This window comes from Afipia sp. P52-10 (genome assembly GCF_000516555.1).
Classification (GTDB): domain Bacteria; phylum Pseudomonadota; class Alphaproteobacteria; order Rhizobiales; family Xanthobacteraceae; genus P52-10.
The window spans coordinates 1,185,781-1,209,235 of the sequence record NZ_AZSJ01000007.1 but is presented as its reverse complement, the minus strand read 5'-3'; the positions used below and the strand labels follow the sequence as shown (position 1 = coordinate 1,209,235).

Here is a 23,455-nt window from a genome sequence, read left to right as displayed (position 1 = left end):
GTTCACATCACGCGCGTCCCGACAGCGGTTCCGGTGGCGTCGCGTCGGAAGAGTTCACCCTGCAGATGCAGGGTTACGGGCTGACCACGGCCGAGATCCTGTATCGGCGGCCGGACCGCAAATGGCTGCTGCAGAGCTACCTCTGGCAGAATTACGACCTGTTTCCGAAATTCCCGAAACTGCAGGAGTTTCTCGCCTTCTGGCAGGCGAAGCTGGATGGGCCGCTGTTCTCGGTGACGGTCGCCCATTCGCGGCTGATCAAGCCGGCGGACTTCAAGGCGGTGGACGGCGTGTTCCGTTTGCAGTGATGGAAGGGGACTGAGGCGCAACGGACGTTGTCGCTCCGGGATATGCGACTGAACTCGGGTTCAAACGCGTTCAGCGCTCTCGAATGCTCAAGCGGGCACAGCGGTCTTGAGGTCGCGCGGCCGGGACTCCAGACACCCGCTGGTGGTTATGGATTCCGAGCTCGCTCGCTCTGCTCGCGCCCTGCAATGACGGGCTGCGTGTTATCGCGCAGCCGCAGCACGAGATAGATCGCCAGTGCCGGCGCGATGAAGCCGGGGCCGGGCATCTGGATGCTGCCGAACAGCAGTTGCAGCGCCGGCATCCAGAACACGAGCTGCGCCAACCGCCGCCCGGCGGCATCGCATTCGCCGCGGGCGAGCAGCACCAGCGCCATCAGCGTCAGCGGCAACAGGTCGTAGCTGGACATGTAGGGCGAGGCGGCCTGGGTGCAGGCGAGCAGCAGCGCGCACAGCACCGCGACATCCGCATCGCGCTTGAACCAGAACGCCCATGCGACGGCCGCAACCGCAGCCACGCTGCTCGCAGCCTGCACGATCATCGCAACGTCGTTGCCGAGCAGCCCGCGCAGGTTCATGAAGATCGTCGCATGGAATGGCATGGCGATGCCGGAGGGATCGGCCAGCACCTCGCGCTGCAGCGGCAGCGCCTTGGTGATGTAGGCGATCCAGATCTCCGGCCCGAACAGTGCGGCGGCGAACCCTGCCAGCGCGAGCGCGGTGAGGGCGGCGGTTGCGAACACCGTCCAGCGCTGCGAGGCGAGCAGCGCCACCGGAATGAGAATGCCGAGCTGCGGCTTGACGGTGAGCAGGCCGAGCAAGACGCCCGCGAGCAGCGGCCGCCGATCCCAGCAGACCACCGCGCCGATCAGGGCCGCCGTGGTCAGGAATGAACTCTGGCCCGACATCAGGCAAAGCAGCGCCGCTGGTGACACCAACAGCACCGGCAGCACGCGGGCGTCAGCCAGGACGCGCCGCATGGTGAGGGCGAGCGCGGTGATGCCAATGGCGAGCCAGGCGAACAGCGCAGGGAAGAAACCGAGCAAACCGAACGGCGCCATCACCAGCAGCGCGGTCGGCGGGTTCGGCCAGTTCTGTCCTGGATAGCCGTCGCCAAGCAGCTTCGTCAGCTCGGCGTTGTAGACGGCGATGTCATAGAAGCGGGCGGGATCGGCATCGGCGACCGCGCGGCCATACATCCATAGGTTCAGGAAGTCGCGGCCGACCACGAGGCCGGTCTTGTCGCGCGGAAACGGCAGCGTCCAGGCGCAGGTGGCGAGATAGGCGATCGCCGTGAGCACGAACAGGATGCCGCCCATCGCGAGCAGGTCGCGCAGGAATTCGCGATCGCGCGGATCGGCCGTTGCGGGAAGCCACGCATCGAGGCTCCGCCTGAAGGCCGAAGGCGACACTTCGCCGCGTGCGGTCGTATCTAGGGTATCCGGCATGGGATCGTTCAGCCTGGGACCGTTCAGCCCGGGAGGGGTGAAAGACTCCAAGGGCGTCAAATAGAGCGTGAAAAACGCCCGTTTTATCAGGGCTTGCCTCAAACTAGGACCTTCGACTTAAGGTTTAATTTAAGGCTGCCGTGAAATGGTTGGGGCCTGTGCCGCGCTGGGATTTGCGGCGGACGCAGCCTTCGAATTTCAAGATGTGCGGTGATGAACTGCGTTGTCATTCCGGCCTATCGCGCAGCCGCCTCGGTGCTGCCGGTGATCGCGGCGATCGGCGATGAGATCGATCTCATCGTCGTGGTCGACGACGCCTGTCCGCAGGGCACCGGCCTTGCGGTGTCCGCGCAATGCGCCGACCCGCGCGTCGTCGTGCTGATGCACGACGAGAACCAGGGCGTCGGTGGCGCGTTCCTGACCGGCATGCGTTATGCGCTCGGTCGCGGTGCCGACATCATCGTCAAGCTCGATGCCGACGGACAGATGGACCCGGCGCAGATTCCGGCGCTGATCCAGGCGATCGCCAGCGGCACGGCGGACTATGTGAAGGGTGATCGCTTCTTCTTCCTCACCAACGCCGCGGCGATGCCGGCGGTGCGGATGATCGGCAACCTCGCGCTGTCGTTCATGGCGAAGCTCTCCAGCGGCTACTGGACGGTGATGGACCCGACCAACGGCTTCTTCGCGATCCATGGCCGCGTCGCCGAGCTGCTGCCGGCAGAGCGGATCGCCAAGCGTTTCTTCTTCGAGACCGATCTGTTGCATCATCTTGGCCTGCTGCGCGCCAAGGTGGTCGAGTTTCCGATGCGCGCGCATTACGGCGACGAGGTTTCCAACCTCAATGCCGGGCGCGTGCTGCTGCCGTTTCTCGGTGGGCATCTGCGCAACACACTGCGGCGCATCCTCTACCGCTACTTCTTCCGCGACGTCTCGCTGGCGTCGCTGCAGCTCGTGTTCGGCCTCGCCTTGTTCGCGTTCGGCTTCGTCTTCGGCCTGTATCATTGGCTCGCCGCGGCCGAGCACGAGTTCGTGCCGACCGGCACGATCATGATCGCTGCGCTGACGCTCTTGATCGGTTTCCAGATGCTGATGGCGTTCCTGAACTATGACATCAGCGCCGCGCCGCGCGAGCCGCTGCACCCGTATCTGGAGCCGCTCTCGCCCAAGACGGGCCAGGAGACCGCGCCGTCAACGTCGACGAACGTGCTGGTGCTGGCCGAAAGCGACGAGCCGTTCGGCCAGCGTTCGCAACAGCAAGCTAAGCGGTGATGCCGCCGTCGATGGCGACCTCCGCGCCGGTGATATAGCCGCTCTCGTCCGACAATAGGAACAGCACGAGGTGCGCGACCTCGTCGGCCGTGCCTTGGCGCTTCATCGGCACCGCCTTCACCCGCGCGGCGTTCTGCTCCGGCGTGCGTACGTTCAACATCTCGGTGTCGATCGGTCCCGGATGCACGGAGTTGACCCGAATCTTGTGTCGCGCAAGGTCGATCGCCGCCGACTTCGTCATGCCGCGCAGCGCCCATTTCGTCGCGCTGTAGGCGAAAGCCTGCGGCGAGCCGCGCAGTCCCGCGCCCGACGAGATGTTGACGATCGAGCCACCGCCTGTCCGCTCCATCGCCGGCACGACCGCCTTCATGCCGAGGAAGCAGCCATACTGGTTGATGCGGATGTGGCGATCCCAAAGCGCCGTGTCGGTCTCCATCAGGCTCTTCGGTTGATAGACGCCGGCGTTGTTGACGAGGCCATGCAGCCCGCCGAAGTTCTCGGCCGCCTTGACGGCGTTGGTCCAGGCGGCCTCGCTGGTCACGTCGTGGTGCACGAACGTCGCGGCGATTCCGAGTTCCTTGGCAAGCGCAGTGCCTTCCTTCTCCAACACGTCGCCGATCACCACCTTCGCGCCTTCCGCAACGAGCAGCCGTGCTTCCGCCGCACCCTGTCCGCGGGCTCCGCCGCTGATCAGAATCACTTTGCCGTCGAACCGTGCCATTGGCATCTTCTCCTGTTGTTGTTCTTGCGTATCGCCTGAGTTTTTTCTCTCAATCACTGCGAGGGAGCCAAAGGTTCGCAGTGACGGCAGTCTAACTCAGCATGCCGACGATCGCACCCATAAGACAAGTGGCGAGCGTGCCGGAGATGATCGACTTCATGCCGAGCGACACGATATCCGCACGCCGCTCCGGCGCCATCACGGTCAGGCCGCCGATCATGATGCCGAGGCTGCCGAAATTGGCGAAGCCGCACATCGCATAGAGCATGATCAGCCGCGAACGCGGATCGAGCGCGTCGGCGGGCAGTTTCGACAGGTCGATGTAGGCGATCAGCTCGTTGAGGATGGTCTTGGTGCCCATCAGGCTGCCCGCGGTCAGCGCCTGATCCCAGGGAATCCCCATCAGCCAGCAGACCGGCGCCATGATCGCACCGAGCATGCGTTGCAGCGAGACCGGCGCGCCGCCGATCTCCGGCAGCAGACCGAGCATCGCGTTGGCGAGATGCACCAGCGCCACCAGCACCAGCAGCATCGCGACGATGTTCAGCAGCAACTGCAGCCCGGACGACGTGCCCTGGACGATGGCGTCCATGGTCGAGGCGGCCTCCGGCGGCGGCGTGACGAGATCGGCGGCGGTCTGCGCGGTCTCCATTTCGGGCACCATCAGAAGCGCGATCACGATCGCCGCCGGTGCGCCGAGCACCGAGGCGATGACGAAATGCGCCGACGCGTCGGGAATGTGCGGCGCCAGCATCACTGCGTACAGCACGAGCACGGTGCCGGCGATGCCGGCCATGCCGCCGGTCATGACGAGGAACAGCTCGCTGCGCGTGAGTGTCTTCAGATACGGCCGGATGAACAGCGGCGCTTCCACCATGCCGAGGAAGATGTTGGCAGCGGCCGAGAGGCCAACCGCGCCGCCGACCTTGAGCGTGCGTTCCAGCATCCAGGAGAAGCCGCGCACGACCGGCGGCAGGATGCCCCAGTAGAACAGCAGGGTGGTCAGCACGCTCATCACCAGCACTAGCGGCAGCGCCTGGAACGCCAGCACGAATTCCGCGCCGGGCGTCTTCAACTCATAGGGCAGCGGTCCGCCGCCGACATAGCCGAACACGAACGCCGTGCCCGCGCGGGTGGCGTTGGCGATCGCGCCGACCGCATCGTTGATGACGGCGAATGCCTTGGCGGCATACGGGATTTTCAGAAGGACGACGGCGGTGGCGACGGTGACGAGGAGGCCGAGCGCAATCTGCCGCCACGAGACGGCGCGGTGGCGCTCGCTGATCGCAAAGGCAATGGCAAGCAGTGCGAGACAACCGAACGCGGATTGAAGGTGCAGCATGAGGCCCCAGATGTTGCCGAGAGTATCGCAGCAACGCGTGGGGAGGTGCAATGTCTGCGCGATCATAGCCCTGCGTCATCCCAGCAGATGCCATGCACCCTCTCCCCGCATGCGGGGAGAGGTTAAGGACGCTTTCCGATTGGAGAGAGCGCTGCCTCACCCCCGGCCGACGAATGGCATCTGCGTTGCCATGATGTTCAAGAACAGCGCGTTGGCGTCGAGCGGGCGCGTCGCCATGAAGACGATGGCGTCGGCGACATTCTGCACGTCCATGCGCGGCTCCACCATCTTGTCGCCGCGCGGCTGCAGGATGCCGCCCGCCATGCGCTCGGTCATTTCGGTGGCGGCGTTGCCGACGTCGATCTGGCCGCAGGCGATGTCATAGGCGCGGCCGTCGAGGGCGGTGGCGCGGGTCAGGCCGGAGACGCCGTGCTTGGTCGCGGTGTAGGGCGCCGAGAACGGCCGCGGCGCGTAAGCCGAGATCGAGCCGTTGTTGATAATGCGGCCGCCGCGCGGCGTCTGGTTCTTCATGATTCGGAAGGCGTGCTGGGTGCACAGGAACGGCGCGGTGAGGTTGGTATCGACCGTCGTCTTCCACTGCTCGACGGTGAGGTCTTCCAGCGGCACCGGCGGCGTGCCGACACCGGCGTTGTTGAACAGAAGATCGAGCCGCCCATAGACCTCCATGGTCTTGGCGAACAGCGCGGCGATCGAGGCCGGCTCGGTCATGTCGGCGGTGACCGCGAGGCTCATGCCCTCCGGTCCGGCCTTTGCGGTCTCGTCCAGCTTGTCCTTGCGGCGGCCGGCGAGCACCACATGGAAGCCGGCCTTCATCAGCGCGAGCGAGGAGGCGCGGCCGATGCCTGAACCCGCGCCGGTGACGAGGGCGACTTTCTGCAGAGCCGTGTCGTGCTGAGCCATGAGGACCTCCGAAGGTGTCGTTTCTTCCGTCAGGACGTCGTGCCCTTGTAGGGCGGGCGCGGGATGTTCTGATGCGCGGCGCGCAACGCCGCCGACCAGCGCGAGCGCAGGTCGTGGAAATACGGCTCGCCCGCTTCGATGCGATGATTGAGATCGGCGCGGCCCGTATCGGGGCGCACCACCAGCACGTCGATCGGCATGCCGACGCCGAGGTTCGAGCGCATGGTCGAGTCCATCGAGATCAAGCCGATCTTCAGCGCGTCGTAGACATCGACGTCGTAGGAGATGGCGCGGTCGAGCACCGGCTTGCCGTACTTGTGCTCGCCGATCTGCAGGTAGGGCGTGTCGGTGGTGCATTCGATGAAGTTGCCGGCCGGGTACACCATGAACAGGCGCATGCGGCCGCCCATGATCTGGCCGCCGAACAGGAACGACACGTCGAAGTTGATGTCCTCGCTTTGCAGCGCCTTGCCTTCGGTGGCGCTGATCTGGCGGATCGCTGCGCCGATCCGCTGTGCCGCCTTGAACATGGTCGGCGCGTTCATCAGCGTTTCGAGCTCACCGGTCTCCGGATTTTCCACGCCTTCGCTCAGGGTCGAGAGCACCGACTGGCTGATGGCGAGGTTGCCGGCGGTCGCGACCGCCATGATCCGCTCGCCGGGATTCTCGAAGATGTGCAGCTTGCGGAAGGTCGAGATGTTGTCGAGGCCGGCATTGGTGCGGGTGTCGGCGATCATCACCAGCCCTTCGCGCACCAGAATGCCGCAGCAATAAGTCATTCCAAACCCCTGTCGTTGCCCGGGGGTTCTAGAGCATTTCCGCCGCCGATGGAATCAGAACCGGCGTGCCAGGCATCGCGAGGCTACTGGCTGTGCCGCCCGGCCTGGGCGACGGTTACCGCCACCGACGCCGTTTCGCTGCCGCCGCCGTAGCGCGTGCCACGCACGGGGGCTGCGCCCAGATAGTCGAGGCCGATCGCAATCCGCGCGTGGGCATCCGTCGTGCAGATGCCGTTTACGGGATCGAAACCGACCCAGCCGAGGTCCGGCACATAAGCTTCGGTCCAGCCGTGGCCGGCGTTTGGCCCGGTGCCGCCGTTCGGCCGGTACAGATGTCCCGAAACGTAACGGGTCGGAATGTGGACGGCGCGCGCGCAGGCTGCAAACACATGCGCGTAGTCCTGATAGACGCCGCGCCGCGCCTCGAACGCGTCGATGGCGGTGGTTCCTGGGCTCGTTGGATCCGTCGTCAACGTCATGCGTGCGCCGAGTTGCGTCAGCAGCGTGTGCAGGAAACGCAGCGTGTCGCTGTCGGCTTTCGTCTGAAGGTCGCGGGTGAACGTCCGCATCTCGGCGCTGGCTTCGGTGAGCGGCGTGGTGCGCAGGAAGAAGCCGGGCGGAAAGCGCTCGACAGTGCCCTTCAGCACACCGCCGGTGTCCTGCGTCTCCACCAGCCCCGACACCTGCACGGTGAGGCTTTCCAGCGGAGTGCCACCCGGCATGTGGGTGAAGACATGGGTAACGTTGCCGAAGGCATCGTGCTGCATATCGAGCTTGGTATCGACCGACAGATCGATGTTCCAGTCGGCGACATACTGGCCGTCGTGGTTGCCGGGCGTCAGCCGCAGCACCTGGATGACGCCGGGGGCGGGCGGATCGTAGGCGAAGGTGGTTTCGTGGGAGATCCGCAGGCGCATGAACGATCTTCAGGTCAGATACTGCTTGGAGATGATATCGCCGAGCCGGGCATTGTCGCCGATGAACTCCTCGATGAATTCGTGCAGCCCGTGCTGGAAGACGGTGTCCATGTCGCTGCGTTCGAGCCGGTTGCGGATGCCGCGCGCATGCCGCTGCGCCGGGCCCTGACGGCCATAGGCGACGCCGATCTGGTCGAGGTTGCGGACGAGGTTCTCGTAGCAGCTTGCCAGCGAGCGCGGCAGCGAGTTGTTGAGGATCAGCAGGTCCGCGATCAGCCACGGCTTCAGCGTCTCGCGATAGACCCAGTGATACGCGGTGAGCGCCGACACCGAGCGCAGGATCGAGGTCCACTGATAGTAGTCGAGCGGGCCGCCGACATGCTCCTTCTCCGGCAGCAGCATGTGGTATTTCACATCGAGAATGCGCGCGGTGTTGTCGGCGCGCTCCAGATGCAGGCCGAGCCGCGAGAACCAGTAGGCGTCGTTGCGCAGCATGGTGCGATAGGCGGAGCCATCGAACCGCAGCGAGGTCTCCTGCACGAAGCGCAGGAAGCGGGAGAGGTTGTCGCGCGTGCGCGGCGCATTGGTCCAGACCTGCTGCAGCTCGATCCAGGCGCCATTGATGGTGTCCCACATCTCGCCGGTCAGCGCGGTGCGGACCGAGCGCGAGTTCAGCCGCGCGATCTCGATGCAGTTGCGGATCGAGGACGGGTTGTCGGGCGAGAAGGCCAGATACTCGACCACGGTTCTTTCGTTCGCCTCCTCGAACAGCGCATGGAATTCGTGGTCGACACCGGCGGTGGCCAGCGCCGATTCCCATTCGTTGCTCTTGCCGCCATAGGCGCTCGGCAGCGCGGTGGCGCGCAGTGTCGCGTCGAGGGTGCGGGCGAGGTATTCGGCCCGTTCGACGTAGCGGGCGAGCCAGTACAGGTTTTCGGCGGTGCGTGAGAGCATGCGGTTATCTTTGCTCGAGCATGGTCTGGTCCGAGAACCGGTATCCACTTGTCGCGATCATGCTCATTCGTCCAGCACCCAGGTATCCTTGGTGCCGCCGCCCTGACTGGAATTGACGACGAGCGAACCTTCCTTGAGCGCCACCCGCGTCAGCCCGCCGGGCACGATCGCGGTGTGCTCGCGCCCGGTCAGCACGAACGGCCGCAGATCGACATGGCGCGGCGCCAGGCCCTTGTCGGTCGCGATCGGGCAGGTGGAGAGCGCAAGCGTCGGCTGGGCGATGAAGTTGTCCGGCTGGTTCTTCAGCTTGTCACGGAAAGCGGCGATCGCCTCCTTGGTGGCGGCCGGGCCGATCAGCATGCCGTAGCCGCCGGAGCCGTGCACCTCCTTGACCACCAACTCGTGCAGGTTGTCGAGCACGTATTGCAAATCGTCCTGATGCCGGCAGCGCCAGGTCGGCACGTTGTTCAGGATCGGCTGCTCGCCGAGATAGAACTTCACGATCTCCGGCATGTAGCTGTAGACCGCCTTGTCGTCGGCGATGCCGGTGCCGACCGCATTGGCCAGCGTGACGTTGCCGGCCGCATAGGCGGTCATCAATCCGGGCACGCCGAGCATCGAGTCGGGGCGGAAGGCGAGGGGATCGAGGAAGTCGTCATCGAGGCGGCGGTAGATCACGTCCACGCGCTTCAGCCCTTCGGTCGTGCGCATGAACACCTCCTCGTCCTTGACGAGCAGGTCGCGCCCCTCGACCAGCTCGATGCCGAGCTTGTCGGCGAGGAACGAGTGTTCGTAATAGGCGGAGTTGTAGATGCCGGGCGTGAGCAGCGCGACGGTGGGCTCGGCGGTGGCGGTCGCAGGCGCGACCGAGCGCAGCGCCGACAGCAGCTCGTCGGTGTAGTTCTCCACCGGCGCCACCCTGTGCCGGGCGAACAGGTCCGGGAACAGCCGCATCATGATCTCGCGGTTCTCCAGCATGTAGGAGACCCCGGACGGGGTGCGGGCGTTGTCCTCCAGCACGTAGAACTTCTCGGGATCGACGCGGACGATGTCGATCCCGGCAATGTGGACATAGATATCGTGCGGCACGTCCTGGCCGTTCATTTCGGGCCGGAACACCGGGTTCTGGTAGATCAGGTCCTCGGGGATCAGCCCGGCACGCAGGATGTCGCGGCCATGGTAGATGTCGCTCAGGAACATGTTCAGCGCCTTGACGCGCTGCTTCAGGCCGCGATCCAGAATCGCCCATTCCTTCGCCGAGATGATCCGCGGGATCACGTCGAAGGGGATCAGCCGTTCCTGTGCCTCTGCCTCTCCGTAAACCGCGAAGGTGATGCCGATCCGCCGGAACAGCAGTTCCGCCTCCTTGCGGCGATATTCCAAAGCGTCCGGCGGCGTCTCCTTGAGCCAGAGCGAGAGTTCTTCATAGGCCTGACGCAAAGCGCCATCAGGCTTATTCATCTCATCGTACGCTACTACCATAAGCCGTCAGACACGTCCCCCTTCAGTCATCGCGCCCCTCAAGTCATCTTGAGCGTGGATGGCCGCAAGGCAATGGTAGCAAGGGATGGGCCAGCGCGATATGCATGGTTTGAAGGCTATTGGTCTATGATGCCGACGGCAATGCCGCATGAATGGGCGGCGGGCTGCCGTTTGCACAGGCATATCGCCGCAAGCCGGGCATTGCGCTTGCTGCGGCGCAAAGGTTGAATGGACGTTCAAGGAGCAGGTTCGATGAGCGAGATCGTCACGGCGGGCATTCTGGTGATCGGCGACGAGATCCTGTCCGGCCGGACCAAAGACAAGAACATCGGCTTCATCGCCGAGTATCTGACCAATATCGGCATCGACCTGAAGGAAGTCCGCGTCGTCCCCGACGAGGAGCAGGAGATCGTCGATGCGCTGAATGCGCTGCGCAAGCGCTTCGATTACGTGTTCACCACCGGCGGCATCGGTCCGACCCACGACGACATCACCGCCGACAGCGTGGCGAAGGCGTTCGGCGTTGGCATCAACTATCACCCGGATGTGGTGGAGCGCTTCAAGAAGCGCTTCGGCGCTGACCTGAACGAGGCGCGGTTGCGGATGGCACGGGTACCGGACGGCGCGGCGCTGGTGGAAAGCGCCACCATCATGGCGCCGGGCTTCTGGATCGGCAACGTCATCACCATGGCGGGCGTGCCCTCGATCATGCAGGCGATGATGGACATCGTCGCGCCGAAGCTGCGCTCGGGCCCGCGCATGCTGTCGGAAAGTGTCAAGGCCAATGCGCGCGAGGGCGACATCGGCACGCCGCTGCGGGAGATTCAAGAGGCGCATCCGGATACGGTGATCGGCAGCTATCCGTTCCTCGACGAGGAGAAGAAGCCGAACACCAACCTGGTGGTGCGTTCGCGCGACCCGGAGAAGCTGCGCGCGGCGATGGACGCGGTGCAGGCGATGCTGGCGACGCTGAAGGTCGCGCGGTGAGCGAGAGTGCGATCCCGTCGCCCGACAAGATCTTCCCCGTCTCGTGGGACCAGTTCCACCGCGACTGCCGGGCGCTGACCTGGCGGCTGAGCGGACTCGGCCCGTTCGCCGCGGTCGTCGGCATCACCCGCGGCGGCCTGGTGCCGGCGACGATCGTCGCGCGCGAGCTCAACGTGCGGATCATCGATACGGTCTGCGTCGTCAGCTACGAGCATCAGACCCAGGGCGACCTTCGGGTGCTGAAATCCGTGTCGCCGGAGACACTGGCGCTCGGCGGCGGCACCGGCAAGGGCCTGCTGATCGTCGATGATCTGGTGGACACCGGCAAGACCGCGCGCATCGTCCGCGACTTGCTGCCCGACGCGCACTTCGCCACCGTCTACGCCAAGCCGCAGGGCAAGCCGCTGGTGGACACCTTTATTACGGAGGTGTCGCAGGACACCTGGATCTTCTTTCCCTGGGACACAGGATTGGCGTTCCAGCCGCCGATCCGCGAGGGTGGGGCGTAGCTTTTCGGATCTCCCACATCCACGGATGTGGCAATCGGCAACTCACAATTGACGCGGTGTCTTTGCCCTTCACCCGGAGTGCACACAGCGAGGTCTATGCAGCCAGCGTAAACTTGGCCGTGTGCAATCCGACCTCTCCCCGTCAAGACGGGGAGAGTCAAGACGACATCGTTCTGGAATGACGGCGACAATCTCCATGACAGCACAGCCACGAGGGTTGCGTAAATGCGCGGGGCCGCAGGAGTTTGTGCGGTAGCACCGGGCAGCGGCAGCCGTTATGGTCGGCCGTCGCGCATTACCTTCCGTTGTCAGGCCTTCCATGATCGATCTGCACTACGCGCCGACCCCGAACGGCTGGAAAATCTCCATCATGCTGGAGGAGTGCCGCCTGCCGTACACCGTTATCCCGGTGTCGCTCCGGCGTGGCGAGCAGTTCAAACCCGAATTCCTGGCCATCAGTCCCAACAACCGGATTCCGGCGATCGTCGATCGCGATCCGGCCGATGGCGGCGAGCCGGTGGCGATCTTCGAGACCGGCGCCATCCTGCTGTATCTCGCCGAGAAGACTGGCAAGTTCATGCCGCAGGCGTTGCGTGAGCGCTACAAGGTGACGCAATGGCTGATGTGGCAGATGGGCGGGCTCGGGCCGATGCTCGGCCAGAACGGTCACTTCAAGCTCTACGCGCCGGAGAAGATCCCGTATGCCATCGATCGCTACGCGCGCGAGGCGGCGCGGCTCTATGGCGTGCTCGACGGCCAGCTCGGCCGCACCGGCCGCTTCGTTGCTGGCGATGACTACACCATCGCCGACATGGCGTGCTTTCCCTGGACCATGACCCACAAGGCGCAGGGAATAACTCTCGACGACTATCCGAATATCAAGCGCTGGTATGCGGAGGTGCGCGCACGGCCCGAGGTGCAGAAGGGGCTCGCGGTCGGCAAGGAGACCGAGAAGGTGCCGATGGACGACGAGGCGCGCCGCATCATGTTCGGCATCAAGAAGCCGGGAGCGTGACGGGAACACGGCTTCGAGCAATGATATGTGGTCAAGACAACGGACGTCATTCCGGGGCGCGAGCAAAGCGAGCGAGCCCGGAATCCATAACCACCACCGGGAGTCTGGATTCCGGGCGCGTCCCGGAATGACGAACGACTGATAAGGCCGCAATCAAGCGGCGAATGACGAGGAAACACCAATGATCGAAGTCTTCTTCGACTGCTCGAGCCCCTGGACCTACCTGGCGTTCCACAACATCCAGCCGATCGCCAAGCAGTATAATGTGCCGATCACCTGGCGGCCGGTGCTGGTCGGCGGCATCTTCAATGCGGTCAATCCGAGCGTCTACAACAGCCGCAACGCGCCGGTGCCCGCCAAGCAGCGGTACGGCAAGAAGGACATGCAGGACTGGGCGCGCTCGGCAGGATTAAAGATCAAGATGCCGCCGACGGTGTTCCCGGTGAATTCGGTGAAGGCGATGCGCGGCTGCATCCTGCTGGAGAAGGAAGGCAAGCTGCTGCCGTTCGCCACCGCGTGCTTCGAGGCCTACTGGGGCGACGACGAGGACATTTCCAAGGACGAGGTGCTGGCGAAGATCTGCCAGCGTGTCGGCGTCGATCCGCAGAAGTTTCTGGCCGGCGTTGCCGATCAGGCGATCAAGGATCAGCTCAAAGCCAACACGGATGAAGTGATTGCGCGCGGCGGCTACGGCTCGCCGACCATGTTCGTCGACAAGACCGACATGTATTTCGGCAACGATCGGCTGCCGCTGTTGCGCGAGGCGATCGAGCGCAAGCTCGGCCTGCGCGCGTAGTTGAATTCCAAACCTGAAAGAAGAAGGACCAAGAATGCCCAGGGCTGTCGTCTGTCGTGAGTTGGGTGAGCCGGAATCGCTGCATCTGGAAACGTTCGAGAGTAAGCCGCTCGAGCCGGGCCATGTGCGGATCGCGGTTCGCGCCGCCGGGCTGAACTATCCGGACGTGCTGATGGTCGCGGGCAAATATCAGCACAAGCCGCCGCTGCCGTTTATTCCGGGCATGGAGGCCGCGGGCGACGTCACCGAGGTCGCGAGCGACGTGCAGGGATTCAAGGTGGGCGACCGGGTGATGGTGAAGCCGAAGCAGGGCTCCTACACCGAAGAAATCATGGTGACGCCGGAGAACCTGACGCCGATGCCCTCGACCTTCGATTATGCGCAGGGGGCGACCTTCTTCGCAGGCCATGGCACGGCTTACTACTCGATCATCGACCGCGCGCGGATCCAGCCCGGCGAGACGCTGCTGGTGCATGGCGCGGCCGGCGGCGTCGGCCTGGCGGCGGTCGAGCTCGGCAAGGCTTATGGAGCGAAGGTGATCGCGATCGCCTCTTCCGAGGAGAAGCTGGCGATCGCCCGCGCCCGCGGTGCCGACCACACGCTGCTGTCGGGCCAGCCGTTCCGCGAGCAGGTCAAGGCGTTCACCGACGGCCGCGGCGCCGACGTGGTGTTCGACCCGGTCGGTGGCCAGGCGTTCGAGGAGAGTCTGCGCTGCATCAATTGGGGGGCGCGGCTTTGCATCGTCGGTTTCCTCGGCGGCGTCGGCGTGGCCAAGACCAACCTCGTGCTGATCAAGAACGCCAGCGTGCTCGGCATTCGTGCAGGCGAGGCGATGCGACGCGATCCGAGCCTTGCCGGGCCACGCCAGCGCGACCTGCTGCGGTTGGCCGAAGAAGGCAAGATATCGCCGAACATCTCGCACCGCCTGCCGCTCGAGAAGTGGGCAGAGGCGATGCGCCTGTTGATCGACCGCAAAGCGATCGGTCGTGTCGCGCTGGTGATGTAAAGGTTATACGCACGCGTTGGCTGGGCCGGCGCGTGCACGCATGCTGCCGAAATTATCGGCAGCGTGCCGCGCAAATGGGTTCACGGAATATTAGCGCGCGAATGTGAAGGTCCCGTCGATTTTGACCGACAACGAAGTCGGGGGGACTGTCTTGTTGACCGATATGAAAATCCGCCAGCGTTTGCTGCTGGCCATCCTGCTTCCCATCGCGCTGCTGATCGCGCTATCCGGCTACGAACTGTCGCAGAAGTGGCGGGTTCGATCGGAGATGATGCGGCTCAGCGTCTATGCCGAGGACGTCGGCAATTTCAGCCGGCTGGTACACGAGCTGCAGAAGGAGCGGGGCGCATCGTCGGTGTTCCTTTCGAGCCGCGGCGGACAGATGCGTGTCGAGCTGGCCGATCAGCGCAACGCCAGCGATGCGCAGCGGGCGGCGGCGCAGCAGTCGCTGCAGCGTCTGGCGGGCACGACGCAGGCCGCCGATCTGCAGACGGCGGTGCGGAAGGCGAGCCTTGCCCTTACCGAGCTCGATCCGAAGCGAAGCGACATCGACGGGCTGACGCTGGCGCCGCCGGCATCGATCGCCTATTTCTCGCAGACGATCGCCGCGCTGATCGAAGTGGCAGCCGCGATCGGCGCCGCGACCGCCGACGGCGACAGCTCGATCGCGATTGCGAGCTACGTCAGCTTCGTGCAGGGCAAGGAGCGTGCCGGCCAGGAGCGTGCGCGCATCGCGGGCGGTCTTGCGGCGGGACGCTTTCATCTGCCCGACTATCGCGCGGCGCTGAACCTCGAGGCGGCCCAGCAGGCTTATTTCGACATCTTCCTCTCGCTCGCGACGCCGGCGCAGCGCAGCTTCTATGCGGCGACGCTCACGGGCCCGGTGATCGAGACCGTGAAGACCATGCGCGCGTTCGTTGCCGACCGCGGGCTATCCGGCGATCTCAGCGAATTGACGGGCAAGGCTTGGTTCGATGCGTCGACGGCGCGGATCGATCTCTTGAAGACGATCGAGGACAGGCTTGCAGCCGATCTGGTGGCGCTGGCTGCCAGCAAGCAGCAGACTGCGACCCATGCGCTGGTGCTGCTCGCCGCGTTGATAGCGACGGCGATGCTGGTAAGCCTTGCGCTCGTGATGGTGATGGCCCGCAGCATGACGTTGCCGCTCGAGTCGCTCGCGCGCTCCATGCGCGAGCTTGCTGACGGCAATATAACGGCCGCGGTGGAGAACACGGAGCGCGGCGACGAGGTCGGCGCGATGGCCCGTGCTGTGGCTGTGTTCAAGGACAACATGATCCGGTCGCGCGAGCTCGCAGCCAAGGAGGCCGAGAGCCTGAAGGCGACGTCGGCCCGCGCCGCCCGCGTCGATCAGCTTGCGCAGTCGTTCGACCAGGCGATGGCGGGCGTGCTGCGGTCGGTGGCCACCGCTTCCACGGAGCTGCATGCGACCGCGACCTCGATGTCGGCGACAGCGACGACGGTCTCGCAGCAGGCGTCCGGCGTCGCTGCCGCGACCACGCAGGCGACCGGCAACGTGCAGACGGTCGCGGCGGCGACCGAGGAGATGTCCGGCTCGATCGACGAGATTCGCCGTCAGGTGATGCAGTCGGCGCAGGTGGCGCAGAGGGCGGTGGATGAGGCGGAGCGGACCAATGCCACGGTCGCGACCTTGTCGCGCGCGGCCGAGCGGATCGGCGATGTCATCAAGCTGATCAACGCCATCGCCGCGCAGACCAACCTGCTGGCGCTGAACGCCACCATTGAGGCGGCGCGCGCGGGCGAGGCCGGCCGCGGCTTTGCGGTGGTCGCGGCGGAGGTGAAGACGCTCGCCGATCAGACGGCCAAGGCGACCGGCGAGATTTCGGCGCAGATCGCTGAAATCCAGGACACCTCGACCGACGCCGTGCAGGCAATCCAGGCGATTACCGCGACGATCAGCGACATCAGCCGGATCGCGGCGACGATCGCAGGCGCAGTCGAGCAGCAGTCGGCGGCAACGCAGGAGATCACACGCAACGTGCAGCAGGTTGCGGCGGGTACGACCGAGATCGCAGGTAACGTGCGTGGGCTGTCCGAGGCCACCGATCACACCGGCACGGCGGCCGGCGACGTGCTGTCCGCCTCGCGCGAGCTGTCGGAACAGGCGGAGACGATGCGTGAGCGGGTCGAGACCTTCCTGCGCGATATCCGCGCCGCCTGATCCTGAGCATTTCCGGTTCTGATGGACTCGAGAGCCGAAGTGCTCGCGTCTTGCCGACGCGCTTCACGCGAACCAGTGCCGATCCCGGAGCAGACCCGGGACCGGCTGTCGTTCGAAAGACGCTTGAGCCGTACAAACGGCGCTGGTCACTCGTATTTGCGCGGCTTCCACCACGGCACGAACGACGGCATGTGCTTGCTCACCGTGTCGGTGAAGTTCGGCGGGCGCTTCTCCAGGAACGAGGTGACACCTTCCTTCACGTCGTTCGAGGTGCCGCGGACATAGATGCCGCGCGAGTCGACCTTGTGCGCTTCCATCGGGTGGTCGGCGGTGAGCATCTTCCACATCATCTGACGGATCATCGCCACTGACACCGGCGCGGTGTTGTCGACGATCTCCTTGGCGATCGCCTGCGCAGTCGGCAGCAGTTGATCCGGCGGCACGACCTTGGATACCAGTCCGCCGTCGAGCGCCTCTTGCGCCGGGAACACGCGGCCCGAGAAGGTCCATTGCAGCGCCTGGGAGATGCCGACGATGCGCGGCAGGAACCAGCTCGAGGCCGCTTCCGGCACGATCGCGCGCCGCGAGAACACGAAGCCGAAACGCGCCTCGGTCGAGGCGATGCGGATATCCATCGGCAGCTGCATGGTGACGCCGATGCCGACCGCAGGGCCGTTCACCGCGGCGATCACCGGCTTCAGGCACTCGAAGATGCGCAAGGTGACGCGGCCGCCGCCGTCGCGGACGATCTCGTCGCTGAGATCCGGCTCGCCGTTCGGCAGCGTCGGGGCGGTCTTGCCGCGCGCGCCACGGTCGAACGACTTGGCACCGGCGGAAAGATCAGCACCGGCGCAAAAGCCGCGGCCGGCGCCGGTGACGATGATGGCGCGGATGTCGTCGTCCTTGTCGGCGCGGTCGAACGCGTCGATCAGTTCGTCGCCCATCGTCGCGGTGAACGAATTGAGTTTGTCCGGCCGGTTCAGCGTGATGGTCAGGACGTGGTCCTTCACCTCATAGAGGATCGTTTCGTAGGCCATCCGGCATTTTCTCCAATCGTAGACAGACGTTTTTATGGATGGCGCAGGCCATCCTGTTGCGCGCTTATCGTGGCATGTCGTCCGGGCGGGGTAAATGCGCCGACGCGGAGAGGCGCATGAGTGGAACGCGCGGCCCTCGCGAAAACGGCAGGGCGTGCGTGCATCGTGATGGTCCGGACGTGTTCGCAGCCAGCGACCCGGCGTGGGGGCGCGATCTCTTCGGCCGCTCAGGTCTGAGGCGTCACGCCGGCACGATGGTCTTGCCGATCGGCCACAGCGCGAGGCCGGCGAGCTTCAGGTGCGCCCAGGCGAAGGGCAGGCCGATGATGGTGATGGCGAGGCCGATCGCCGTGATCAGGTGACCGAGCGCGAGCCACCAGCCTGCCAGCACGAACCAGACGATGTTGCCGATGATGCCGAAGGCGCCGGTGCCGATGTCCTCGCGGCCGGTGTAAGTGTCCCGCGACACCGCCCGCTGGCCGAACGGCAGGAACGTATACGCGGCGATGTTGAAAGCCGCGCGCGACCACGGCAGGCCGATGATGGTGATGGCCATGATGATGGCCGCGAGCACCCAGCCGGCCGCCATCCACAGGCCGCCGAACAGGATCCAGGCCAGATTCAAGAGGAACGACAGGGGCGACATGGGACGCGACATGGGACCTCCAGCGATCAGCCGCGCGGACCGCGGCCAAGCATATGTAGTCTTGCAGCGGACCGAAGGGAATGATGGCCGGCCTGAAACGAGCGACGCGCGGAAGCCCGATCAAGCTCGCCGAATGCATTGGCGCCGGGCTGGTTCGGATCAGTAGGATCGTTGTGGCCGTCAGCGACGAACTTGGTGCGAACGGCGGGAATCGAACCCGCACGACGTTGCCATCGAGGGATTTTAAGTCCCTTGCGTCTACCAGTTCCGCCACGTTCGCGCCTGTTGGTTTTGCAGGGTTTTCTGCGTCAAGGTCAACCGGTGTTTGCATGCCGGTGGACCGGTCCTGCACAAGCCGAGGGCTTCGGCAGCAGTGTGCCGCCGCAGCTTACACAGGCCTGAACAACCGCTCTGAGGCATCCCGCACAAGGCTGCACGACGGGCGGGTTGGCTGACGCATGGTCCTGTTGAAGGGGATCACGATTCGATCGCCGCGAGGATGTGTTGCGCGATCGCCGTGCAGCCCTCGTGACGACGCCGGTGGCGCGAGGTCGAAGGGGCGTTATCGGACGAAGGCATCAAGCCGTCCAAGTTCCGGGCGATGCTTTATGGTCACAGGTTGCGATCCGGCAAGACCACGCGAGGGCGTCATCGCGCTGCGTTCGCATCCGCGGACCGCGCGATCGATCGAGATCGATCAATTACGCGTGGTTGTGGAGATGATGAGGTCATAACGGCTGGACAACGCACCAGCCCGCGTGATCAGTGTCGCGCAACAATGAACACTCAACAGGAACCCAATCAGAGAAGATGGCCATCAGCCGCCGTATCGTTATTGCCGCGCCGCCGCTCCTGCTTGCTGGATGCGTGGCACAGCGCCCACCGATCCTCAATTCCTTGAGCAACCTGGTCGATCCGAGCTACACCACGATGTATGCGGCGATCACGACCGAACCGTTCCCCGTGCCCGCGATCGACCTCAGCGAGGTCGACCCGCAATATCTGCGGCGGGAGGTGGCTTTCACGACTCCGCAGCCGCCCGGCACCATCGTCGTCGATCCCTACGCGCGCTTTGCTTACTTCGTGTTGGAGAAGGGGCGGGCGATCCGCTACGGCGTTGGCGTCGGTAAGACGGAAGCCTTCAACTTCAAGGGCGACGCGGTGATCGCCCGCAAGGCGGAGTGGCCGCGCTGGACGCCGACACCCAACATGATCGCCCGCGAACCCGAGCGCTATGGAAAGTATGCCGCCGGCCTTCCCGGCGGACCGGAAAATCCGCTCGGCCCGCGTGCGCTCTACCTGTACAAGGACGGACGCGACACGCTCTACCGCCTGCACGGCACCACCGAGCCGTGGAGCATCGGCAAGATGGTCTCCTCCGGCTGCATCCGCCTGCTGAACCAGGACATCATCGATCTCTATCGGCGTGTCGCGATTCCGACCAAGGCCGTGGTCCTGTCCGCTGCCGCGTCCGTGTCAGCCTAACGGCCGTCCGGCGCGATTGCGCCGTTGACGCATTCCGCCCGATGGAGAAGATGGTGCGGCGGCCGCAGAGCCGTCACATCATAACGGGCAGGAACGATGGCAAAGGATTGGCGGAGCCGCGCGGGCACACCGTTCGCATGTCAGAAGCAGACCGCGTCGGGCAGCCGCGGCATGGTGGTCTCCAACCACCCGTTGGCCTCGGCGGCCGGTGCCGAGATGCTGGCGGCCGGCGGCAACGCCATCGACGCTGCGATCGCAACCCTGTTCACGCTCACTGTGGTCGAGCCGATGATGGTCGGCTTGATCGGCGGGGGNATGGCGCACATCCGCCTCGCCGACGGCAGCCACCGGGTGATCGACGGCCAGAGCACGGTGCCGCTCGCCGTTCGCGGCGATACCTTCCGCTCCAAGCCCGGGTCTGCCCATGACGTGTTTGACACGGTGGACGACGAGAACCTGACCGGCCCGAAGGCGGTGGCGACGCCGGGTTCGTTGAAGGCCTGGTGCGAGACGCTGCGCCGGTTCGGCACCATGAGCCTTGCCGACGTGATGCAGCCAGCGATCAAGCATGCATCGCGCGGCTTCGCGGTGACGCCGTACCTGCACGAATGCATCAGCGATGCGGCCCGCGAGATGCTGAAGGACAAGCCGATCGCCGCGCGCTACCTGCCGGATGGAAAACCGTTGCAGGTCGGCGACCGCCTGGTGCAGGCGGATTATGCCGAGACGCTGACGCAGATCGCCCGGGACGGCGAGGCGGCGCTCTATGGCGGACCGCTCGGCGATATCCTGGCCGATTACATGCAGGCGAAGGGCGGGTTCATCGGTCGCGACGATCTTCGTGCCTACAAGGTCGTCGAGCGCCAGCCGGTTCGAGGCAAGTATCGCGGCTTTGATATTCTTGGACCGCCGCCGCCGGCCGCATCCGGCGTGCACATCGTGCAGATGCTGAACATCCTCGAAGGTTACGACCTCGGCGCGATGGGGTTCGGTACGCCGGCGACGATCCATCTGTTGGCGGAGGTCTTGAAGATCGCGTTCGCGGATCGCGCTGCAGCCACCGCCGACCCGGATTTCGTGCGGGTGCCGGTCGAGCGCCTGACCTCGAAGGCCTATGCCGACGAACGGCGCGCGGCGATCGATCAGTCGCGCGCGCAGGCCTGGAGCGCCGGCGTACGTCAGCTCGAGGGCGCGCACACCACACACATGACGGTGGCGGACGGCGACGGCAACGTGGTCGCGACCACGCAGACGATCAACAATCTGTTCGGCGCGAAGATCCTCATTCCCGGGCTCGGCATGGTGCCGAACAACTATCTCAACCTGTTCGATCCGCGCCCCGGCCATGCGCTGTCGCTCGCGCCGGGCAAGCGGGTCACCACCTCGATGAGCCCGATGATGGCGCTGCGTGACGGCAAGCTGGTGTACGCACTGGGCCTGCCGGGCGGAAAACGCATCTTCCCGAGCGCGATGCAGGCGCTGGTCAACCTGATCGACCATGGCATGAGCCTGCAGGAGGCGGTGGAGGCGCCACGGGTGTGGACCGAAGGCAACGCGCTCGAGGTCGAGCAGGCGGTGCCCGACAGCATCCGTGCTGCGTTGCGTGCCATGGGGCACGACGTGCTGCCGGTGGCGGCCGTCGCCGGCGGCATGAATGCGATCCAGTTTCATGCCGACGGCACGCTCTCCGGCGCCGCCTGCTGGCGCGCTGACGGCACGCCGATCGGCTTGGCAGGTGGGCTCGCGCGCGCGGGCGTGCGCTTCACCCTGGAGCGGCGCCCGTGAGGGGACTGGATCGCGAAGAGTCGGTCATTCCTCTTACGGTCATTCCTTTTGGATGCCGGCTTCCTTGATCACCGCGTCCCAGCGGCTGATCTCGCTGGCGAGATAGGGCGTGAACGCGTCCGGACCGGTCCAGGCGATCTCGGTGCCGACCTTGGCGGTGTGCTCCTGGATCTCCTTGTCGTCGAGCGCCTTGCGAAGCGCCTTCGCCAGCACGTCGGTCACGTCCTTCGGTGTGCCCGGCGGCGCGAACACGGCATACCAGAAGCTCAGGTCCACGCCCGGCGCGATGGTCTCGTGATAGGTCGCAACATCCGGCAGAACAGCGCGGCGCTGCTTGGAGAAGAACGCCAGCGGCTTGAGCTTGCCCTGATCGAAATACTGTCCGGCGGTGACGATGTCGGCGACCATCAGCTGCAAGTTGCCGCCGAGCAGATCGGTCATCGCCTGCGGCGTGCCGCGATAGGGCACGCCGACGACATCGATGCCGGCGCGCTTCTTCAGAACCTCCACCGCGATCTGGCCGCTGGCATTGGCGAAGCCGATGTTGAGCTTGCCGGGATTGGCTTTTGCCGCGGCAACGAGCTGCGGAATGTTGCTGATGTTCTGATCCGAACGCACCACCAGCAAGGTCGATCCGGCGGCGAGGATCGCGACCGGCGTGAAGTCCTTGATCGGATCATACGGCACCGCCTTGTAGAGGCCGAGGACGGACGTGTGGGTCGAACTGGTGGTGAACAGCAGCGTGTAGCCGTCCGGCTTGGCGCGCGCGATCGTCGCCGCGCCGTTCATGCCGTTCGCGCCGGGCCTGTTCTCGACGATGACGCGCTGGCCGAAATCGCTTTCGAGCTTGCGTGCGAACAGGCGTGCGTAGGTGTCGGTCGCAGTACCCGCGGGATAGGGTACGACGAGCGTGACGACATTGCTCGGATAGCCGGCAGCGGAAGCCGCGATGCCAGGCAGGCAACAGACGAGCGACAGCATCAGCAGGACTGCAGAGGCCAGGCGATGCAGGGCCGCAGGTAAACCTCGATTGCTGCCGCGCCGAATGTCGGTCGTCATGGAACCTCCCGGATGGCGTTGTCGGCGGCGGGCTTGCGCCGCTCGGATTTTATGACGGCAGCATGCCAGCATTGGCATGGTTCGCAACGACGGTTGCGATACCAAACCTGTCGCGCCGTCAGAAAACAGGGGACAGGGGGACTTTTCAGGCCGTCGTGGGGAACGTATGACTGCGCCGAACGCATTCGCCGGTCGAGGATCGTTCGGAGATTGTGGCGGGCAAACTGCCGGAAGCCACATTCTCGACATCGCGCCTTGCTTTTACGCGCTGTCAGTGTCGGGGTGGTAGTCTAACGATGGGTGTGGTCTTGGGGGATGTCGTCTTAGGGGATGTGGTCTTAGGGGATGTGGTCTTGGGCGTTCGCCAGGGGACGAAGTGGTTTCAGCAGTCGGCGGCTTTTGCGGTCGCGGCGATGTTGCTCGGCGGCTGCGCCGGCGGCGAGATCGGCGGCACCAACGTCTCGCTCAACGAGGCCACGTTTTTCTCCGACCCCGCGAAATTCGCGCTCTACGATTGCAAGCAGCTGGCGTCGGTCCGCACGTCCTATGCGGCGCGTGTCGAGGAGCTGAAGGGACTGATGAACAAGGCAGAGACCGGCCCAGGCGGGCCGGTAATTGCCGAGCTGGCGTACCGGCCGGACTACCTCTCCGCCCAGGCCACGTTGAAGCGGGCCAACGATGAGTGGCAGCGCAACCGCTGCGACGTGTCGACCGATCCGTCGCTGGCCCGTCCCGCGCCAGGAGCGAAGCCGGCCGCAGGCCGTAGCGGCGCCGGCGTTTATTAACGGT

General features: G+C 65.1%; 22 protein-coding genes and 1 tRNA gene. 11 read left to right on the top strand and 12 right to left on the bottom strand.

The window, feature by feature from the left end:
* Nucleotides 1-65: 65 nt before the first annotated feature.
* The gene (locus tag X566_RS23045; protein ID WP_051444497.1) at nt 66-308 is read left to right on the top strand and encodes an usg protein; all 243 of its coding nucleotides are present in this window, start codon (nt 66-68) and stop codon (nt 306-308) included.
* A gap of 146 nt (nt 309-454) precedes the next feature.
* Here the strand turns inward: X566_RS23045 and X566_RS23040 are convergent, their stop codons facing one another.
* A complete protein-coding gene (locus X566_RS23040) occupies nt 455-1,753 on the bottom strand; it encodes a glycosyltransferase family 87 protein (RefSeq protein ID WP_081740431.1) in 1,299 nt (432 codons plus the stop codon).
* Nucleotides 1,754-1,966: 213 nt separating this feature from the next.
* Here X566_RS23040 and X566_RS23035 point away from each other — a divergent pair, with 213 nt between their 5' ends.
* Nucleotides 1,967-3,025, top strand: a complete 1,059-nt coding sequence (locus X566_RS23035; RefSeq protein ID WP_081740428.1) for a glycosyltransferase family 2 protein — start codon at nt 1,967-1,969, stop codon at nt 3,023-3,025.
* Here the strand turns inward: X566_RS23035 and X566_RS23030 are convergent.
* From X566_RS23030 to X566_RS23000, 7 genes are all read right to left on the bottom strand, one after another.
* On the bottom strand, nt 3,015-3,746 hold the full coding sequence (locus X566_RS23030; RefSeq protein ID WP_034471955.1) for a glucose 1-dehydrogenase: 732 nt from the start codon (nt 3,744-3,746) through the stop codon (nt 3,015-3,017). The genes X566_RS23035 and X566_RS23030 overlap by 11 nt on opposite strands.
* 91 nt (nt 3,747-3,837) lie before the next feature.
* Complete coding sequence (locus X566_RS23025) at nt 3,838-5,088, bottom strand: NupC/NupG family nucleoside CNT transporter (protein ID WP_034472870.1); 1,251 nt, start codon at nt 5,086-5,088, stop codon at nt 3,838-3,840.
* Between the two features lie 156 nt (nt 5,089-5,244).
* On the bottom strand, nt 5,245-6,009 hold the full coding sequence (locus X566_RS23020; protein WP_034471952.1) for an SDR family oxidoreductase: 765 nt from the start codon (nt 6,007-6,009) through the stop codon (nt 5,245-5,247).
* Nucleotides 6,010-6,038: 29 nt separating this feature from the next.
* Entirely contained in the window at nt 6,039-6,788 is a 750-nt protein-coding gene (locus tag X566_RS23015) for a peptidase (RefSeq protein WP_034471949.1), read from the bottom strand.
* An 83-nt stretch (nt 6,789-6,871) separates the two neighbouring features.
* A complete protein-coding gene (locus X566_RS23010) occupies nt 6,872-7,705 on the bottom strand; it encodes a transglutaminase family protein (protein ID WP_034471946.1) in 834 nt (277 codons plus the stop codon).
* A gap of 9 nt (nt 7,706-7,714) precedes the next feature.
* On the bottom strand, nt 7,715-8,659 hold the full coding sequence (locus X566_RS23005) for an alpha-E domain-containing protein (RefSeq protein ID WP_034471944.1): 945 nt from the start codon (nt 8,657-8,659) through the stop codon (nt 7,715-7,717).
* Between the two features lie 63 nt (nt 8,660-8,722).
* A complete protein-coding gene (locus X566_RS23000; protein WP_034471941.1) occupies nt 8,723-10,141 on the bottom strand; it encodes a circularly permuted type 2 ATP-grasp protein in 1,419 nt (472 codons plus the stop codon).
* Nucleotides 10,142-10,393: 252 nt separating this feature from the next.
* Between X566_RS23000 and X566_RS22995 the strand changes: the two genes are divergently transcribed.
* The 6 genes from X566_RS22995 (at nt 10,394) to X566_RS22970 (ending at nt 16,654) form a co-directional block, all read left to right on the top strand.
* Nucleotides 10,394-11,128, top strand: coding sequence for a molybdopterin-binding protein (locus tag X566_RS22995; RefSeq protein ID WP_034471937.1), 735 nt, complete (start codon nt 10,394-10,396; stop codon nt 11,126-11,128).
* Complete coding sequence (gpt, locus tag X566_RS22990) at nt 11,125-11,637, top strand: xanthine phosphoribosyltransferase (protein ID WP_034471934.1); 513 nt, start codon at nt 11,125-11,127, stop codon at nt 11,635-11,637. The genes X566_RS22995 and gpt overlap by 4 nt, the downstream gene beginning before the upstream one ends.
* 319 nt (nt 11,638-11,956) lie before the next feature.
* Entirely contained in the window at nt 11,957-12,652 is a 696-nt protein-coding gene (locus X566_RS22985) for a glutathione binding-like protein (protein WP_034471931.1), read from the top strand.
* A 181-nt stretch (nt 12,653-12,833) separates the two neighbouring features.
* Nucleotides 12,834-13,448: a 2-hydroxychromene-2-carboxylate isomerase gene (locus X566_RS22980; RefSeq protein ID WP_034471929.1), complete on the top strand. Its 615-nt coding sequence runs from the start codon at nt 12,834-12,836 to the stop codon at nt 13,446-13,448.
* A 34-nt stretch (nt 13,449-13,482) separates the two neighbouring features.
* Nucleotides 13,483-14,454: an NADPH:quinone oxidoreductase family protein gene (locus X566_RS22975; protein ID WP_034471927.1), complete on the top strand. Its 972-nt coding sequence runs from the start codon at nt 13,483-13,485 to the stop codon at nt 14,452-14,454.
* Nucleotides 14,455-14,617: 163 nt separating this feature from the next.
* Complete coding sequence (locus X566_RS22970) at nt 14,618-16,654, top strand: methyl-accepting chemotaxis protein (protein WP_034472868.1); 2,037 nt, start codon at nt 14,618-14,620, stop codon at nt 16,652-16,654.
* 146 nt (nt 16,655-16,800) lie between these two features.
* On the opposite strand, the gene X566_RS22965 is transcribed toward X566_RS22970, so the two are convergent.
* The 3 genes from X566_RS22965 to X566_RS22955 form a co-directional block, all read right to left on the bottom strand.
* Nucleotides 16,801-17,691 carry a crotonase/enoyl-CoA hydratase family protein gene (locus tag X566_RS22965; protein ID WP_034471926.1) on the bottom strand — a complete coding sequence of 297 codons (891 nt, stop codon included), beginning with the start codon at nt 17,689-17,691 and terminating at the stop codon, nt 16,801-16,803.
* A gap of 241 nt (nt 17,692-17,932) precedes the next feature.
* The gene (locus X566_RS22960; protein WP_034471924.1) at nt 17,933-18,337 is read right to left on the bottom strand and encodes a YccF domain-containing protein; all 405 of its coding nucleotides are present in this window, start codon (nt 18,335-18,337) and stop codon (nt 17,933-17,935) included.
* A 193-nt stretch (nt 18,338-18,530) separates the two neighbouring features.
* Nucleotides 18,531-18,617, bottom strand: a tRNA-Leu gene (locus X566_RS22955).
* Between the two features lie 530 nt (nt 18,618-19,147).
* Here X566_RS22955 and X566_RS22950 point away from each other — a divergent pair.
* Together X566_RS22950 and ggt are read left to right on the top strand one after the other, a co-directional pair.
* Entirely contained in the window at nt 19,148-19,822 is a 675-nt protein-coding gene (locus X566_RS22950; protein ID WP_034471923.1) for a L,D-transpeptidase, read from the top strand.
* A 96-nt stretch (nt 19,823-19,918) separates the two neighbouring features.
* A complete protein-coding gene (gene ggt, locus X566_RS22945; protein WP_034471922.1) occupies nt 19,919-21,607 on the top strand; it encodes a gamma-glutamyltransferase in 1,689 nt (562 codons plus the stop codon).
* 39 nt (nt 21,608-21,646) lie between these two features.
* Here the strand turns inward: ggt and X566_RS22940 are convergent, their stop codons facing one another.
* Complete coding sequence (locus X566_RS22940; protein WP_051444450.1) at nt 21,647-22,666, bottom strand: tripartite tricarboxylate transporter substrate binding protein; 1,020 nt, start codon at nt 22,664-22,666, stop codon at nt 21,647-21,649.
* A gap of 353 nt (nt 22,667-23,019) precedes the next feature.
* Between X566_RS22940 and X566_RS22935 the strand changes: the two genes are divergently transcribed.
* Complete coding sequence (locus tag X566_RS22935) at nt 23,020-23,451, top strand: hypothetical protein (RefSeq protein WP_034471920.1); 432 nt, start codon at nt 23,020-23,022, stop codon at nt 23,449-23,451.
* Nucleotides 23,452-23,455 lie beyond the last annotated feature (4 nt).